This is a genomic window from Billgrantia antri (assembly GCF_017868935.1).
GTDB lineage: Bacteria > Pseudomonadota > Gammaproteobacteria > Pseudomonadales > Halomonadaceae > Halomonas > Halomonas antri.
In genome coordinates this window covers 3954362-3969130 of the sequence record NZ_CP053383.1, presented here as the reverse complement: position 1 = coordinate 3969130, position 14769 = coordinate 3954362, and the positions used below count along the sequence as shown (strand labels likewise).

The following is a 14769-nucleotide window of genomic DNA, read 5'->3' as shown; positions in this document are numbered from 1 at the left end:
CCAAGGCCGGCGGGCTGATGCGCTCCGGTCTGGTGGTAGGGGCCATGACCATGCTGTCGCGGGTCATGGGCCTGGTGCGTGATGTGGTGGTGGCGACCCTGTTCGGTGCCGGCAGCGGTGCCGATGCGTTTTTTGTGGCCTTCAAGATCCCCAACTTCATGCGCCGGCTGTTTGCCGAAGGGGCCTTCAACCAGGCCTTCGTGCCGGTGCTTTCCGAATATGCCACTCGTGGCAGCAAGCGCGAGGTGCGCGAACTGCTCGACGCCGTGGCTGGTAGTCTCACCGCGGTGCTGGCGCTGATTACCGCCCTGGCCATGCTCGCGGCGCCCTGGCTGGTGTGGCTCTTCGCGCCCGGGTTCGGCCGCGACCCGGCCAAGCTGGCGCTTACCGCCGACATGCTGCGGCTTACTTTCCCCTATCTGCTGCTGGTTTCGCTCACCGCCTTTGCCGGCAGCGTGCTCAACACCTGGAACCGCTTCGCCGTGCCGGCCTTCACTCCGGTACTGCTCAATCTCTCGCTGATCGGCGCGGCCATGCTGCTCACGCCGTTGATGAGCGAGCCGGCCATGGCGCTGGCCTGGGGCGTGCTTATCGCCGGCGTCGCCCAGCTCGCCTTCCAGGTGCCGTTCCTGGCGCGCCTGGGGTTGATGCCGAGACCCTGGCCCAATTTCGCCCACAGCGGGGTGAAGCGTATCCTGGTGCTGATGACCCCGGCCCTGTTCGGCGTCTCGGTATCGCAGATCAACCTGCTGCTGGACACTGTGCTGGCTTCGTTGCTGGCACCCGGCAGCGTCTCGTGGCTCTATTATTCCGACCGTCTGGTGGAACTGCCGCTGGGAGTGTTCGGCATCGCCATCGGTACGGTGATCCTGCCGGCGCTTTCCAAGCGTCACGCCGAACAGTCGGGTGAGCATTTCGCCGCCATGCTCGACTGGGCAGTGCGCGCCGTGCTGCTGCTGGGCTTGCCGGCGGCCCTGGCGCTGGCGATCCTGGCCGAGCCGCTGCTGATCTCGCTGTTCCACTACGGCGCCATGACCGAGCACGATATCGCCATGGCGGCGATGAGCCTGCGCGCCTACGCCTTCGGTCTGGTCGCCTTCATGCTGATCAAGGTGTTGGCGCCGGGGTTCTTCGCCCGCCAGAACACCAAGACGCCGGTGAAGGTCGGCATCATCGCCATGGTCGCCAACATGGTGTTCAACCTCATTCTGATCTGGCCGCTGGCGCATGCCGGCCTGGCTCTGGCCACGGCGCTGTCGGCTTTCCTCAACGCCGGGCTGCTGGGCTGGCTGCTGCACAAGCAGGGTGTACTGGTGTTCCAGCCCGGCTGGGGCCGCTACGCCGTGCAACTGGTAGGCGGCTGTGTGGTAATGAGTGTGGGGCTCGCCTGGCTGGCGCCGGATTGGCAGCAGTGGCTGGGTTGGGGTGTCAGAGGACGAGTGCAATGGCTGGCACTGCTGGTCGTCCTCGGGGCAACGATTTACTTTGCCTGGCTAGCGGCGCTGGGCGTCAGGCCACGGCACTTCCGCATGCGGGGGTAATAGCTCCCTCGGAATTAGGAGCGAAGGTCCTGTGACGCGGGCAAACGGCTGTCAAGGGGGCAGGGGTTCGCTATAATCTTCCCCTTTATACGTTTTTCAACCAACGGGTTAGTGAAGGCTGAATGGAAGTCATTCGAGGACTGCACAATCTGCGCGACGAGCATCGCGGCTGCGTGGCGACCATCGGCAATTTCGATGGCGTGCACCGCGGCCATCAGGCGATTCTCGATCAGTGCCGCGAGCAGGCCTCGAAGCTGCGCCTGCCGGTAACGGTGGTGGTGTTCGAGCCCCAGCCGCGGGAGTTCTTCGCCGGCGACCAGGCGCCACCGCGGCTGACCCGCCTGCGCGAGAAGGTGCGCTTGCTGGGCGAGAGTGGGGTGGACTACGTGCTCTGCCTGCCGTTCAACGAGCGATTGCGCAGCCTTACCGCGGTGGAATTCATCGATCGCGTGCTGGTCGAAGGTTTGGGCGTACGCCATCTGGTGGTCGGTGACGATTTCCGTTTCGGCTGCGATCGCAGCGGCGACTTCAACCTGCTGACCCAGGAAGGCGAGCGACGTGGCAGTGACGGATTCGGCGTCGAGCACACGCGAACCTTCACCCTCGACGACGAGCGGGTCTCCAGCACCCGGGTGCGTACCCTGCTGGCCAGTGGCAACTTTGCCCAGGCGGCACGCATGCTGGGACGCCCCTATCGCCTGGGAGGGCGTGTGGTCGCCGACCAGAAGCTGGGGCGCACCATCGGTGTCCCCACCGCCAACCTGCCGCAGCCGCGCCTGCCCTTGGCGCTGCGCGGCGTCTACGCGGTGATGACGGAGCTCCCCGACGGAGAGCGCCTCCCCGGGGTGGCCAACATTGGTTGGCGCCCCACCGTGGGTAGCGACCGACCGGTGCTGGAGGTGCATCTGTTCGATTACGACGGTGACCTCTACGGCAAAAGGCTCACCGTGTATCCCTGTGCGAGACTGCGTGGCGAGAAGAAGTTCGATGACTTCGCCGCGCTGAAGCAGCAGATCATGGCGGATCTGGCCCGGGCCCGCCGCTTCTTCGCCACCCCGTGTCCTGCGGCCAGGGAGCTTGGCCTGGCAGACGACTCTCTTCCCATGGTATCGGCGCCGCTGGCGCGCGAAGCCACGAACTTCGAATCCTCGGCGGGACGTTCCGCCGACCAAGACGACGGCTGACTCCCAGGATATGAGCGACTACAAGCACACACTGAACCTGCCCGAGACCGACTTTCCGATGCGCGGCAACCTGCCCCAGCGCGAGCCCGGCCGGGTGTCGCAGTGGCAGGACATGAAGCTCTATCAGCGCCTGCGTGAAGAGCGCCGTGGCCGCCAGACCTTCGTGCTGCACGACGGCCCTCCCTACGCCAACGGCAGCATCCATATCGGTCATGCCCTCAACAAGATCCTCAAGGACATCATCGTCAAGTCGAAGAACCTGGCCGGCTTCGATGCCCCCTACGTACCCGGCTGGGACTGTCACGGTCTGCCCATCGAGCACAAGGTGGAAACCACCCACGGCAAGCACCTCGAGCCCGAGCAGGCGCGGGCGCTGTGCCGCGAGTACGCCACTGCCCAGATCGAGACCCAGCTCGCCGACTTCGTGCGCCTGGGCGTGATCGGTGACTGGGACCACCCGTACCGCACGATGGACTATGCCAACGAGGCAGGCGAGATCCGCGCCCTGGCCGACATGGTCGCGGCAGGCTACGTGTTCAAAGGCCTCAAGCCGGTCAACTGGTGCTTCGACTGCGGCTCGGCGCTCGCCGAGGCCGAGGTGGAGTATCAGGACAAGAAGTCCGATGCCATCGATGTGGCCTTCCCGGCCGCCGACGAGACCAGGCTGGCCGCGGCGTTCGGCCTGGCCGAGCTGCCCAAGCCCGCCGCCATCGTGATCTGGACCACCACGCCCTGGACCGTGCCGGCCAACCAGGCGCTCAACGTGCATCCCGAGTTCAGCTATGCCCTGGTCGATACCGGCGAGCGTCTGCTGGTGCTGGCCGAAGAGCTGGTCGAAAGCTGCCTGGAGCGCTACGAGCTCCAGGGCGAAGTGATTGCCACCGCCAAGGGCCAGGCGCTCGACCTGATCGAATTTCGCCATCCGTTCTATGATCGCCTCTCGCCGGTCTACCTGGCCGACTACGTCGAGTCCGAGGTGGGCAGCACCGGTATCGTTCACTCTGCCCCGGCTTACGGCGTCGACGACTTCGTCACCTGTCGCGCCCACGGCATGGAGTTCAGTGAGATCAAGAGCCCGGTGCAGGGCAACGGCGTCTATGCCGACGACCTGCCCTTCTTCGGCGGCCAGATGATCTGGAAGGCCAATCCGCAGATCGTCGACAAGCTGCGAGAGTTCGGCGCACTGCTGGCACACAAGGTCATCACTCACAGCTACATGCACTGCTGGCGCCACAAGACCCCGGTGATCTACCGCGCCACGGCGCAGTGGTTCGTGGGCATGGACGTCAAGGGGCATGACGGACGCACCCTGCGCGAGCGGGCGCTGGAAGGCATCGAGGCGACCCAGTTCACGCCGGCCTGGGGCAAGGCGCGGCTGCATGCCATGATCGCCAACCGACCTGACTGGTGCATCTCGCGCCAGCGCAACTGGGGCGTGCCGATCCCGTTCTTCCTGCACAAGGCTAGCGGCGAGCTGCACCCGCGCACCGTCGAGCTGATGGAGGAAGCCGCCAAGCGCGTCGAGCGCGAGGGCATCGACGCCTGGTTCCGCCTCGATCCCGCCGAGCTGCTGGGCGACGAGGCGGCCGAGTACGACAAGGTCACCGACACCCTCGACGTGTGGTTCGACTCCGGCACCACCCACCGCCACGTGCTGCGCGGCTCGCATCCCCACGGCCATGAGGATGGTCCGCGAGCCGACCTCTACCTGGAGGGCTCCGACCAGCACCGCGGCTGGTTCCACTCCTCGCTATTGACCGGCTCGGCCATCGACGGGCATCCGCCATATCGTCAGCTGCTGACCCATGGTTTTACCGTGGATTCCCAGGGACGCAAGCAGTCCAAGTCGCTGGGCAACGTGGTGGCGCCCCAGGAAGTGATGGACAAGCTCGGCGCCGACATCCTGCGCCTGTGGGTCGCCTCCACCGACTATTCGGGCGAGATGGCGGTCTCCGATGAGATTCTCAAGCGCACCGCCGACGTCTACCGGCGCATTCGCAACACCGCGCGCTTCCTGCTGGCCAACCTCAATGGCTTCGATCCGGCCCGTGACAGCGTGGCCTTCGACGACATGCTGGCGCTTGATCAGTGGGTGGTGGATCGCGCCGCCCAGCTGCAGGCGCGCATCGAGCAGGCCTATGAGGAGTACCGCTTCCTCGATGTTTACCAGCAGGTGCACGCTTTCTGCTCGCGTGAGCTGGGCGGTTTCTACCTCGACGTGATCAAGGATCGCCAGTACACCACTCAGGCCGACTCCTTGGCCCGGCGCAGCTGCCAGACCGCGCTCTACCACGTGGTCGAGGCGCTCTCGCGCTGGGTGGCACCGATCCTCAGCTTCACCGCCGAGGAGATCTACGAGAACATTCCGGGAAGCAAGGGCGACAGCGTGCTGCTCGAGACCTACTACGAGGGACTCGCCACCCTAGCGCCGAACGCCGAGCTGGGGCGCGAGTTCTGGGAACAGGTGCTCGAGGTCAAGCAGGCGGTCAACAAGTGCCTGGAGGATGCGCGTAACGCCAAGGTGATCAAGGGCAGCCTCGCCGCCGAGGTGACTCTGTTCGTGAATGACGAACTCCGTGCCACCCTGGCCAAGCTGGGCGAGGAATTGCGCTTCGTGATGCTCACCAGCGAGGTGCGTCTGGCACCGCTGGCGGAGGGCCAGAACGCTGAAGGCGCCGAATCCACCGAGCTGGCGGGGCTCAAGGTGGCGGTGGCCGCTAGCCCGCATCAGAAGTGCGAACGCTGCTGGCACCATCGCGAGGACGTCGGCAGCCACGCCGAGCACCCCGACCTCTGCGGGCGCTGCATCAGCAACCTGCCGGAGGGCGACGGTGAGACCCGCCACTATGCGTAACAGTCAGGATGACAGCGGCACTTCGGTGCCGCCGATGCGCCAGCCGCTGCGCTGGCTGTGGCTGGCCGCGGCCGTGGTGCTGCTGGATCTCGGCACCAAGGCGGTGATGTCGAGCCTGCTGAGCTATGGCCAGCCGGTGGAGGTGCTGCCGTTCTTCAACTTGACGCTGCTGCACAATACCGGAGCGGCGTTCAGCTTCCTCGCCGACCACCCCGGCTGGCAGCGCTGGTTCTTTGCCGCCATCGCCGTGGGAGCGAGCATCGCGCTCACGGTATGGATGAGCCGGCTCAAGGCCGACGAGAAGTTGCTCGCCGCCTCGCTGGCGCTGGTCATCGGCGGGGCGCTGGGTAACCTCTACGACCGGCTGGTACACGGCTACGTGGTCGACTTCCTCTCCTTCCACGTGGCCGGCTGGTACTATCCGGCCTTCAACGTGGCCGACATCGGCATTACCCTGGGGGCGATCGGCCTGATCTGGGAATCCGTTTTCGAAGGGCGCAAGCAGGCGCGCCGGAATCATTGAGCCGCCTGCTATCCTGCACACCAGACACGACCGATCGAGCGAGAGCAACGATGAGCGAATACCGCATCGATGAGGGTATGGAAGTGACCCTGCACTTCACCCTCAAGCTGGAGGACGGCACCGTGGTCGACTCCACCCGCGAGAAGCAGCCGGCTACCTTTCAACTGGGTGACGGCAACCTGCCGCCCGGCTTCGAATACCCGCTGAAGGGCATGAGCGGCGGCGAGAGCGGCAGCTTCGAGGTGACGCCCGAGCACGCCTTCGGCCAGCGCAATCCACAGAACGTGCAGATGCTGAGCCGCGACGACTTCGAGGAGATCGAGCCGGAAGTGGGCACGGTGATGTCATTCGCCGACCCCGCCGGCGGCGAGCTGCCCGGCGTGATCACCGCCGTCGACGAGCGCAACGTGGAAGTGGACTTCAACCATCCACTGGCCGGGCGTACCCTGACCTTCGAGGTCGAAGTGTTGGATGTAAGGCCTGCGCAGACGCATTGAGTGGTTAGCTCGATGTACGGCTGCCTGAAGGGCGTCTGGGGCAGGTCGACCTGCCGCCGAGATCGCCCTGACTCGAAATACCATTATCGGATGCCCTGACGCATCAAGGCGACGTAACCATGCAAGCTAACTCCGTACGAATCCGGCTGGCCAATCCCCGCGGCTTCTGTGCCGGCGTCGACCGCGCCATCGAGATCGTCAACCGTGCGCTGGACGTCTTCGGCCCGCCCATCTACGTACGTCACGAGGTGGTGCATAATCGCTTCGTGGTCGACACTTTGCGCGAGCGCGGCGCCATCTTCGTCGAGGAGCTCGATGAAGTGCCCGACGACGTGATCGTGATCTTCTCCGCCCATGGTGTCTCGCGGGCGGTACAGGAAGACGCCGAGCGGCGCGGCCTGAAGGTGTTCGACGCCACCTGCCCGCTGGTCACCAAGGTGCACATGGAAGTCCTGCGCTACGCCAAGCGCGGTCAGGAGTGCATCCTGATCGGTCACGCCGGGCATCCCGAGGTCGAAGGCACCATGGGACGATACGACACTGCCCATGGCGGCGCCATCTACCTGGTGGAGGATGACGAGGACGTCGCACGCCTCGAAGTGAAGGATCCCACTCGGCTCGCCTTCGTCACCCAGACCACGCTCTCCATGGACGACACCGCCCGGGTAATCGACGCCCTGCGCGCCAAGTTTCCCGAGATCCAGGGGCCGCGCAAGGACGACATCTGCTACGCCACGCAGAACCGCCAGGATGCGGTGCGTGAACTCGCCGCCGGCTGCGACCTGCTGCTGGTGGTGGGCAGTCCCAACAGCTCCAACTCCAACCGCCTGCGTGAGCTGGCCGAGCGGGTCGGCACCCCGGCCTATCTGATCGACGACGCCAGCCAGATCGACCCGGCCTGGCTCGAAGGCATCGCCGGCGTGGGCATCACCGCCGGGGCGAGCGCGCCGGAAGTGCTGGTCAAGGGCGTCATCGAACGGCTGCAGGGGTTGGGCGCCCAGGCGCCGGAGGAGCTGGCCGGCCGCGAAGAGACGATTACTTTCTCCATGCCGCGTGAGCTGCGTGAACGCGTCATCGCCAGCGATTCGCTATCCTGAGAAAAGGTGGGAAGTACGACGCCACCCGAAGGTATGAGTTTTCTCATGCCATGTGAGAATAATAAGCTGGGTCTGCCCCGGCTTTTTTCATGGCGTCTCTAGCAGAGCTGGTGGTCATGATACATACTGAAACCAAGTGTAACCAATCAGCGGAGGCGCGCCGAGTGACGACCCACGCCCGTCCGGCCCATGGCCGGCTTCGTCGCGCCCGAGGCTTTACCCTGATCGAGCTGATGATCGCCGTGGCCGTGATCGCGATCCTGGCGTCGATTGCGATTCCGAGCTATCGCGGTTACGTGGAGCGCGCGACGCGTACCGATGCTCATGCGGGGCTCATGGAGGCGGCCGGCCAGCTCGAGCGTTGCTACACGGTCAACAACTCCTATGCGAGCTGCACCACCATTTCCGACTCCCCGGACGGCAATTATGCCATCTCCCTGACGAGCGCAGCGTCGACGTACACCCTGACGGCATCGCTCAAGAGCGGCCGTGGCCCTGATGGATGCTCCGGGAACCTGACCTTGAACCACCAGGGCGTCAGAAGTCCTGCGGACTGCTGGTAACAGAGCGATGAAAAGCGCCGGTTTCACACTGATCGAGCTGCTGGTGACGATCGCCGTCATGACGATCGTCGCCACTATTGCCGTACCTGGGTTCCAGGGAATGTTGGCTCGCAACCGGCTGGCAGCCGATTACAACGTGGTGTTGTCCGGCCTGAATCAAGCCCGCAGCGAGGCCATCAAGCGGCGCGAGAGCGTGACCTTTCGTGTGACGCAGTCCAGCCCCTGGGAATACCGGATCACCACGGCGGACAGCAGCGATATCGCCATTCGCTCGGGCGGTGACGGGCAGGTCAGCCTCACCAGCACGAACATCACCTTCAACGCGCTGGGGCGGCGTGCGAATTGTACATCCGGCTGTGACATCAGCATCGATCACAGCGATGCCGGCAATCTCGACCTGCGGGTAAGTACCACCGGCCGTATCGGCAAACCGACGAGTTGAGGAGCGCGATGAGACGTTACGCTCAGTCAGGCTTTACGCTGGTCGAGGCGCTGATAGCGGTGTTGGTCCTCTCCATTGGGCTGCTCGGCGTGGCGGCCATGCAGCTGCGGGCCTTGCAGAGTGCCCATATGGGCTATCAGCGCGCCGTGGTCAGCCTGGCGGCGATAGATGCGCAGGAGCGTGCTTGGGCCGAGCTTGCAGCGGACAGCAACAAAGCGTGTCCGGCCGCGAGCACGGTTGAGGGCGGCTGGCGAGGGAATTGGTTCGGCACCCTGCTTTTCGACGGTGGAAGCGCTATCGGCGGCACGGATTGCGACTATACCGTGACTGTTCGCTGGCAGGAGGATCGCTATAGCCCCGGTGAAACCGGTGTCGGGTTCGTCTATCAGTTTCGCTTGCCTGACCTGAACCCATAAGAGGCGCGCACCATGGTCCCATCAGGCTTTCCTCGCCACGTTTCCCATCACCAGTCAGGCTTCACCCTGGTCGAACTGATGGTGGCGATGGTGATCGGCCTGATCATCGTCCTGGGAGCGGGGCAGCTGTTTCTGATGGGGTTTCAGACCTTTCGCCAGACCGAGCTGCTGGGCAACAAGCAGGCCGCACTGACCTTCGCCACGGAGACGCTGATACGCGACATCCGCCGAGCCAATGTCGACCCTGTATCAGGTCCCGAGATCAGCTTCAGCGATGCAAGCGGAGAGCTGAGAATAGAGTTTGCCAACAACGGCGATACCGGGGAATGCAGCGATGGCAGCATGGTGGTGCGCGTTTACCGCCTGAGTAGCACGGCGGTCAGTGCCAGCGAAGGGTGGTCGCTGAACATGGGACAGAAGTGCGGCACCGACCCTAGTGGCTCCGACTTCGAGCCGCTCGTCACCGGCTTTGCCGACGGCGGGTTCGGGCGTGATGCGGGCGGGACCGACGAGGGCAATGGAATCTGGGTCATCACCTTCGCGCTGCTGAAGAATCGTGACGATGCCACGGAGACCGATGACTTCGCTTTCCGCGCCGTCAACCGAAATGCAGCGATAGACTAGCGTGACCCCTCGAAGCGGGGAGGAGCAGACATGAAACAACAACGCGGTGCCGCACTGGTCGTCGTGCTATCGATGCTGGCTGGTTCCCTGATGCTGGGCCTCTCGGGCATTCAGTCCTCACTGGTCGACGAACGCTTGGCGGGCAACTACAAGGCGGCGGCCGAAGCCCAGATGGGGGCAGAGCAGGCCATTTCTGCCGGCTGGGGGGCAAACGGCAGCGCCGTGAGGGCAGCGAATTTCGATACCACGCGCACTCTCTCCGAGGTGGAAGCCTACAGTTGGTCGCAGTTCACGTCGCTGAGCGACGTCTCGGTGAACGCCTGCAGCGGCAACATCGTCTGTCATTACTACATGCTCAGGGATGGCAGCGACTACTACATCGTTGGCATGGGAGCCGTGGTCGGCGAAGGCAATCTGGCCGCAGTGAGTCAGCCGGCCGCCGCTCGCGTCGAGTTTACCCCCGGCCCCAACCCCGCCTTTACCAACGGTCTGCTCAGCGCCGATTACATACTGGTCACCGGGCAGTCTACGGTGATGGGTAATGTGCATTCCAATGGCACCGTGGACATCTCCCTGCGGAGCGGTTCGGAAGCGACAGTGACCGATGGTAGCGACCGGATGGTCGAGGTTCCTTTACCAGGTAGCCGGCCGGAAGGGGAGGATATAAGTGGCTGCGATGAAAATCCCGAACCTCACTGCTACAAGAGTTATGACCCTACGGTATTCGACGAGTACCGGGAGCGTGAGAGTGCCATCAATACCTGCAGTATCGACTTGGACACGTTGAACGATGGCGATACGGTGTTTTGCGACGGAGATCTGGACGTTCAGGGGGGGGCCATCAATAACGAGCGGATAACGCTGGTGGCAACCGGCAACGTCACCATGAACGGGGCGACTTCTAGCTCGGGGGCCGAGAGCGAAATCGGGCTTTTCGTCATCGCCGGACAGGATATCGAGTTCAACGGCAACACCGACAATTTCGGTGTGTTCTGGGCCGGCGGATACGTGCGTCAGAATGGCAATTCGAGTCTGTATGGCGCGATCGTGGCGGGCACCTACATCCGCAGCAACGGCGGTATCGACTTCATCAGTCTCGATAACGTAACCAACCCGGATACCTTCGTACCTGCCGATCCGAAGATCGTCGCCTGGTACTGAGCGGCCAGCGACTAAACGAAGCCGTGTATCATCTCGCGGCGCTGCTGTCGTGATTCCTGTAGAGCCTGTGGCTCAGGAAGCGGATGGCTTGCGATAGTGACCGGGCACGGTGACCCGTTCGCCGTTGGGGAGTTCGCGCACGTGGGTCGGGACGTAGATCCGCTTGATGACGCTCCTTGGGGACTTACCGTTGTTCATGCCGTCTGCCTTTCGTTGAAAATGAAACTACTTTAGGGCAGGGATGCGTACCACGCAATCCCTGCTTGGTACTGTCGACGGTTTACGCCTGATGCTCAGTTGCCTAGTTTAGAGGAAGCCTGGCACGGAGCGAAAGGAGTCGGCATGGAGCATTTGAACATAGCGCTCGCGGTCGTGGGCGGACTGGTGCTGGTCGTGGGCCTGTTGTCGAGCCCGCTGGATCGCTCCTGGCTATCGGTTCCTTTGCTTGCCTTCCTGCTTGGTGTCGCGCTGGGACCGGAAGCGATGGATTTGCTCGACCCCCGGACCTGGGGCGATAGCAACAAGTTGATGGAAGAGACGGCACGCATCACGCTAGGCATCAGCCTGATGGGTATCGCCTTGCGGCTTCCTCCCGATTACCCTTTCTCTCACTGGCGCTCGCTATCGATCCTGCTGGCCATCGGCATGCCCGCTATGTGTCTCATCAGTGCCATGCTCACCTATGGGATGCTGGGATTGCCGCTGCTGACAGCACTGCTGGTCGGAGCCGCCATATGCCCCACCGATCCGGTGTTGGCGTCTTCCATCGTCACCGGCGGGGTAGCCAAGGAAAATCTGCCGGGTTCCTTTCGTCATTTATTGTCCAGTGAGTCCGGCGCCAACGATGGGCTGGCCTATCCACTGGTATTGTTGCCGATCCTGCTATTGACCGCACCCACAGGCGATGCCTGGCTCGATTGGTTCGGCCGAGTCTGGCTGTGGGAAGTGGGCGGGGGCGTGCTGGTCGGCATCGCGCTGGGCTGGGCGACAGGGCGCGCATTGCGCTGGTCGGAAGAGCGTGGCTATCTCGATCAGCCCTCCTTTCTTTCGATTACCGTGGCGTTGACGATCTTCGTGCTGGGTGTGGGCGCGCTGCTGGGTACCAACAGCATTCTCGGCGTCTTCGCCGCCGGGCTGGCCTTCGATCAGGAAGTAGGCGGGCAGGAGCGTAGTGAGGAGGACAATGTCCAAGAGGCGGTCAATATCCTGCTGACGCTGCCGGCCTTCATCCTGTTCGGGCTGATTGCGCCCTGGGGAGAGTGGCAGGCACTGGGGCTGCAGGGTGGGCTATTGGCCCTGCTCGTGTTGCTGCTCCGCCGTCTGCCCATCCTCCTCCTGTTGCGGCCCTGGCTACCGGCGCTGAGGGACTGGCCGATCAGCTTGATCATGGGTTGGTTCGGCCCGATCGGTATCTCGGCGCTCTATTACGCCACCCTGGTTACGAGTCGCACTGGCTACGATCTGGCCTGGACGATAGGCTCCCTGATCGTCGCGGTCTCGATGGTGGCCCACGGCATCACCGCGACACCGTTCGCTCGGCGCTATGGCCGCTGGTGCAGCAGGCGACGCGGGGACGCGACCGAGGATCGGCACTGACAGAGCACTTTTCCATCACGACGACGGCATGGGGACCGTCTGGCTCAAGCGAATGGCCAAGGGCAGGACGTGGTCGCGCGTGAGAGCCGCCAGAGGCAGCTGCTGTGCCTCCCGGGGCGTCACCCAACGCAGTTCGGCGATCTCGGCTGCCGGTGCGACCTGCGGCGGCATCGTGGCCAGGAACAGCCAGGCATGAACCTGGCAGCCTGGCTCGTTGGCGGCGGGGGCAGTGTACTCGCCGAGTGGCTGCAGCGCAGTCGGGGGGTGGCCGAGTTCCTCGTGCAGTTCCCGGCGTAGCGCCGCCGCGGCGGGTTCGCCGGGTTCGAGCTTGCCGCCGGCTTGCATGAAGCGTTCGGTGCCACGCTTGCGCACCAGCAGCAGGCGGCCTTCGTCATCGAGAATCAGGGCGGCGGCGATACGCACGGTGGCCTGAGGAGCTTGGCTCATGGGCGCGGTTCCTGTTGTGTGGATGGCTCGGCCCGATATTCGTCGGGGCGTGTGGCAGCACCTCAGTGATAGCGCGAAGGCAACCGCGTAAAGCGTACCGGAGGGCTGTATTTTTCACCCGCCGGAGCGCGCTCGGGAGCGGGGCGGACTCGCCAGCCCCGCGAGCTTGCCCACTCCTTGAGCTCACGATAGTCGAGCAGCGGATATTCGCGTGTATAGGGGTTGGGGGCGGTAGAGGGGAAGGCGAAGGCCACATGAGGATAGCGGGCCAGGGCGTCCTCGCTGTCGTGCGCGGCCAGCGCCAGTGCCAGGGCATGCTGCCAGGCCTGGGAGTCACGAGGAGCGAGTGCCCCATCGGATTGGGTAGTGATACTTGCGTAGTAACTGCCCATGTCGTTTACCTCACTGCGTCAGTGTTCAAGGCTCCAGCCAGGGCGTGTAGCGAAAACGGCGGCATGGCCAGTGGCTGGCGATGGGAAACTACTTAAGGCGTTGGCTCCTGTGTCGGTTGGCGATTGCCCCACCCGAGCGAGTGGGGCACGTGGGGGTGACTCAGTCCCAGCTCAGCGCGCCGCCGACCTGATACTCGGTGACGCGGGTCTCGAAGAAGTTCTTCTCCTTGCGCAGGTCGATGATTTCGCTCATCCACGGGAACGGGTTCTGCGCGCCGGGGAACTGCTCCTTGAGCCCGATCTGGGCCAGGCGGCGGTTGCAGATGAAGTGCAGGTACTCCTCCATGATGGCGGCGTTCATGCCCAGCACGCCGCGGGGCATGGAGTCGCGGGCATAGGCGATCTCGAGTTCGGTGCCCTCGAGGATCATCTGGGTGACCTCGTCCTGGAACTCGGGCGTCCACAGGTGCGGATTCTCGATCTTGATCTGGTTGATCATGTCGACGCCGAAGTTCAGGTGCATCGACTCGTCGCGCAGGATGTACTGGAACTGCTCGGCGACGCCGGTCATCTTGTTGCGCCGGCCCATCGAGAGGATCTGGCTGAAGCCGCAATAGAAGAAGATGCCTTCGGTCACGCAGTAGAAGGCGATCAGGTTGCGCAACAGCTCCTGGTCGGTTTCGGGCGTGCCGGTGTTGAAGTCGGGGCGCGCCAGCGACTGGGTGTGCTTGAGGCTCCAGGCCGACTTGGCGGCCACCGAGGGCACCTCGCGGTACATGTTGAAGACCTCGCCCTCATCCATGCCCAGCGACTCCACGCAGTACTGATAGGCGTGGGTGTGGATCGCTTCCTCGAAGGCTTGGCGCAGCAGGTACTGGCGGCACTCGGGGTTGGTGATCAGGCGATACAGCGCCAGCACCAGGTTGTTGGCCACCAGCGAGTCGGCGGTGGAGAAGTAGCCCAGGCTGCGCATCACGATGCGCCGTTCGTCCTCGGTGAGGCCGTCCTGGCTCTTCCACAGGGCGATGTCGGCGTTCATGTTCACTTCCTGGGGCATCCAGTGGTTGGCGCTGCCGTCCAGGTACTTCTGCCATGCCCACTCGTACTTGAAGGGCACCAGCTGGTTGAGGTCGGCGCGGGCGTTGATCATCTGCTTGTCGCTGACCTCGATACGCGCAGCGCCCATCTCCAGCTCCTCGAGGCCAGCGGCCACGTCGAGCTCTTCGAGCGACTTGCGCGCCCGCTCCAGGCGGTCGCTTTCGGCCACCTTGTAGCTGCCGCTGCTCTCCTTGACTACACCGCCAGTGGCAGCCGCGGCGGGCTGCGGCTTGGCGGCAGGCGCCGGCGTGGCCTTGGCCGGCTGCTCGGCGACGGTGGCTTCGTCCTCGTGGAATTCGTCCCAGTTCAGCATGGGTTCACCTTTATTTGGCTG

Annotated in this window: 16 protein-coding genes; 12 read left to right on the top strand and 4 right to left on the bottom strand. The window is 64.1% G+C overall.

Going from position 1 to position 14769, the window contains the following annotated elements; genetic code table 11:
• Positions 1 to 17 precede the first annotated feature (17 nt).
• From murJ to HNO53_RS18330, 11 genes are all read left to right on the top strand, one after another.
• Entirely contained in the window at positions 18 to 1541 is a 1524-nt protein-coding gene (gene murJ / locus HNO53_RS18380) for a murein biosynthesis integral membrane protein MurJ (RefSeq protein WP_209478716.1), read from the top strand.
• Between the two features lie 122 nt (positions 1542 to 1663).
• Positions 1664 to 2725: a bifunctional riboflavin kinase/FAD synthetase gene (ribF, locus tag HNO53_RS18375; RefSeq protein WP_209474141.1), complete on the top strand. Its 1062-nt coding sequence runs from the start codon at positions 1664 to 1666 to the stop codon at positions 2723 to 2725.
• A 10-nt stretch (positions 2726 to 2735) separates the two neighbouring features.
• On the top strand, positions 2736 to 5579 hold the full coding sequence (ileS, locus tag HNO53_RS18370) for an isoleucine--tRNA ligase (protein ID WP_209474139.1): 2844 nt from the start codon (positions 2736 to 2738) through the stop codon (positions 5577 to 5579).
• A complete protein-coding gene (lspA, locus tag HNO53_RS18365; protein ID WP_209478715.1) occupies positions 5572 to 6102 on the top strand; it encodes a signal peptidase II in 531 nt (176 codons plus the stop codon). The genes ileS and lspA overlap by 8 nt, the downstream gene beginning before the upstream one ends.
• Positions 6103 to 6152: 50 nt before the next feature.
• Positions 6153 to 6599, top strand: coding sequence for an FKBP-type peptidyl-prolyl cis-trans isomerase (gene fkpB, locus HNO53_RS18360; RefSeq protein WP_209474136.1), 447 nt, complete (start codon positions 6153 to 6155; stop codon positions 6597 to 6599).
• 119 nt (positions 6600 to 6718) lie between these two features.
• Positions 6719 to 7696 carry a 4-hydroxy-3-methylbut-2-enyl diphosphate reductase gene (gene ispH / locus HNO53_RS18355; protein WP_209474134.1) on the top strand — a complete coding sequence of 326 codons (978 nt, stop codon included), beginning with the start codon at positions 6719 to 6721 and terminating at the stop codon, positions 7694 to 7696.
• A gap of 164 nt (positions 7697 to 7860) precedes the next feature.
• On the top strand, positions 7861 to 8259 hold the full coding sequence (locus HNO53_RS18350; protein WP_275951353.1) for a type IV pilin protein: 399 nt from the start codon (positions 7861 to 7863) through the stop codon (positions 8257 to 8259).
• Positions 8260 to 8266: 7 nt separating this feature from the next.
• A complete protein-coding gene (locus HNO53_RS18345) occupies positions 8267 to 8701 on the top strand; it encodes a GspH/FimT family pseudopilin (RefSeq protein WP_209478714.1) in 435 nt (144 codons plus the stop codon).
• 8 nt (positions 8702 to 8709) lie between these two features.
• Positions 8710 to 9117, top strand: coding sequence for a type IV pilus modification protein PilV (pilV, locus tag HNO53_RS21625; protein ID WP_209474131.1), 408 nt, complete (start codon positions 8710 to 8712; stop codon positions 9115 to 9117).
• A 12-nt stretch (positions 9118 to 9129) separates the two neighbouring features.
• A complete protein-coding gene (locus HNO53_RS18335) occupies positions 9130 to 9741 on the top strand; it encodes a PilW family protein (RefSeq protein WP_209474129.1) in 612 nt (203 codons plus the stop codon).
• Positions 9742 to 9771: 30 nt separating this feature from the next.
• Positions 9772 to 10902 (top strand): pilus assembly PilX family protein, encoded by a 1131-nt coding sequence (locus tag HNO53_RS18330; RefSeq protein WP_209474127.1) that lies wholly within the window; start codon positions 9772 to 9774, stop codon positions 10900 to 10902.
• A gap of 72 nt (positions 10903 to 10974) precedes the next feature.
• On the opposite strand, the gene HNO53_RS21620 is transcribed toward HNO53_RS18330, so the two are convergent.
• Entirely contained in the window at positions 10975 to 11100 is a 126-nt protein-coding gene (locus tag HNO53_RS21620; protein ID WP_275951352.1) for a hypothetical protein, read from the bottom strand.
• A 144-nt stretch (positions 11101 to 11244) separates the two neighbouring features.
• On the opposite strand from HNO53_RS21620, the gene HNO53_RS18325 reads away from it, so the two are divergent.
• A complete protein-coding gene (locus HNO53_RS18325; RefSeq protein ID WP_209474125.1) occupies positions 11245 to 12498 on the top strand; it encodes a cation:proton antiporter domain-containing protein in 1254 nt (417 codons plus the stop codon).
• Positions 12499 to 12513: 15 nt separating this feature from the next.
• On the opposite strand, the gene HNO53_RS18320 is transcribed toward HNO53_RS18325, so the two are convergent.
• The 3 genes from HNO53_RS18320 to HNO53_RS18310 all read right to left on the bottom strand — a co-directional run bounded on the left by HNO53_RS18320 (position 12514) and on the right by HNO53_RS18310 (position 14748).
• Positions 12514 to 12945: an NUDIX hydrolase gene (locus HNO53_RS18320; RefSeq protein WP_209474123.1), complete on the bottom strand. Its 432-nt coding sequence runs from the start codon at positions 12943 to 12945 to the stop codon at positions 12514 to 12516.
• 62 nt (positions 12946 to 13007) lie between these two features.
• Positions 13008 to 13337: a hypothetical protein gene (locus HNO53_RS18315; protein ID WP_209474121.1), complete on the bottom strand. Its 330-nt coding sequence runs from the start codon at positions 13335 to 13337 to the stop codon at positions 13008 to 13010.
• Positions 13338 to 13497: 160 nt separating this feature from the next.
• The gene (locus tag HNO53_RS18310; protein ID WP_209474119.1) at positions 13498 to 14748 is read right to left on the bottom strand and encodes a ribonucleotide-diphosphate reductase subunit beta; all 1251 of its coding nucleotides are present in this window, start codon (positions 14746 to 14748) and stop codon (positions 13498 to 13500) included.
• Positions 14749 to 14769 lie beyond the last annotated feature (21 nt).

Excerpts from the sequence above, each read along its gene's own strand:
- murJ (WP_209478716.1), top strand. The coding sequence starts at position 18 with ATGCGCTCCGGTCTGGTGGTAGGGGCCATGACCATGCTGTCGCGGGTC.
- ribF (WP_209474141.1), top strand. The coding sequence starts at position 1,664 with ATGGAAGTCATTCGAGGACTGCACAATCTGCGCGACGAGCATCGCGGC.
- ileS (WP_209474139.1), top strand. The coding sequence starts at position 2,736 with ATGAGCGACTACAAGCACACACTGAACCTGCCCGAGACCGACTTTCCG.
- lspA (WP_209478715.1), top strand. The coding sequence starts at position 5,572 with ATGCGTAACAGTCAGGATGACAGCGGCACTTCGGTGCCGCCGATGCGC.
- fkpB (WP_209474136.1), top strand. The coding sequence starts at position 6,153 with ATGAGCGAATACCGCATCGATGAGGGTATGGAAGTGACCCTGCACTTC.
- ispH (WP_209474134.1), top strand. The coding sequence starts at position 6,719 with ATGCAAGCTAACTCCGTACGAATCCGGCTGGCCAATCCCCGCGGCTTC.
- HNO53_RS18345 (WP_209478714.1), top strand. The coding sequence starts at position 8,267 with ATGAAAAGCGCCGGTTTCACACTGATCGAGCTGCTGGTGACGATCGCC.
- pilV (WP_209474131.1), top strand. The coding sequence starts at position 8,710 with ATGAGACGTTACGCTCAGTCAGGCTTTACGCTGGTCGAGGCGCTGATA.
- HNO53_RS18335 (WP_209474129.1), top strand. The coding sequence starts at position 9,130 with ATGGTCCCATCAGGCTTTCCTCGCCACGTTTCCCATCACCAGTCAGGC.
- HNO53_RS18330 (WP_209474127.1), top strand. The coding sequence starts at position 9,772 with ATGAAACAACAACGCGGTGCCGCACTGGTCGTCGTGCTATCGATGCTG.
- HNO53_RS21620 (WP_275951352.1), bottom strand. The coding sequence starts at position 11,100 with ATGAACAACGGTAAGTCCCCAAGGAGCGTCATCAAGCGGATCTACGTC.
- HNO53_RS18325 (WP_209474125.1), top strand. The coding sequence starts at position 11,245 with ATGGAGCATTTGAACATAGCGCTCGCGGTCGTGGGCGGACTGGTGCTG.
- HNO53_RS18320 (WP_209474123.1), bottom strand. The coding sequence starts at position 12,945 with ATGAGCCAAGCTCCTCAGGCCACCGTGCGTATCGCCGCCGCCCTGATT.
- HNO53_RS18315 (WP_209474121.1), bottom strand. The coding sequence starts at position 13,337 with ATGGGCAGTTACTACGCAAGTATCACTACCCAATCCGATGGGGCACTC.
- HNO53_RS18310 (WP_209474119.1), bottom strand. The coding sequence starts at position 14,748 with ATGCTGAACTGGGACGAATTCCACGAGGACGAAGCCACCGTCGCCGAG.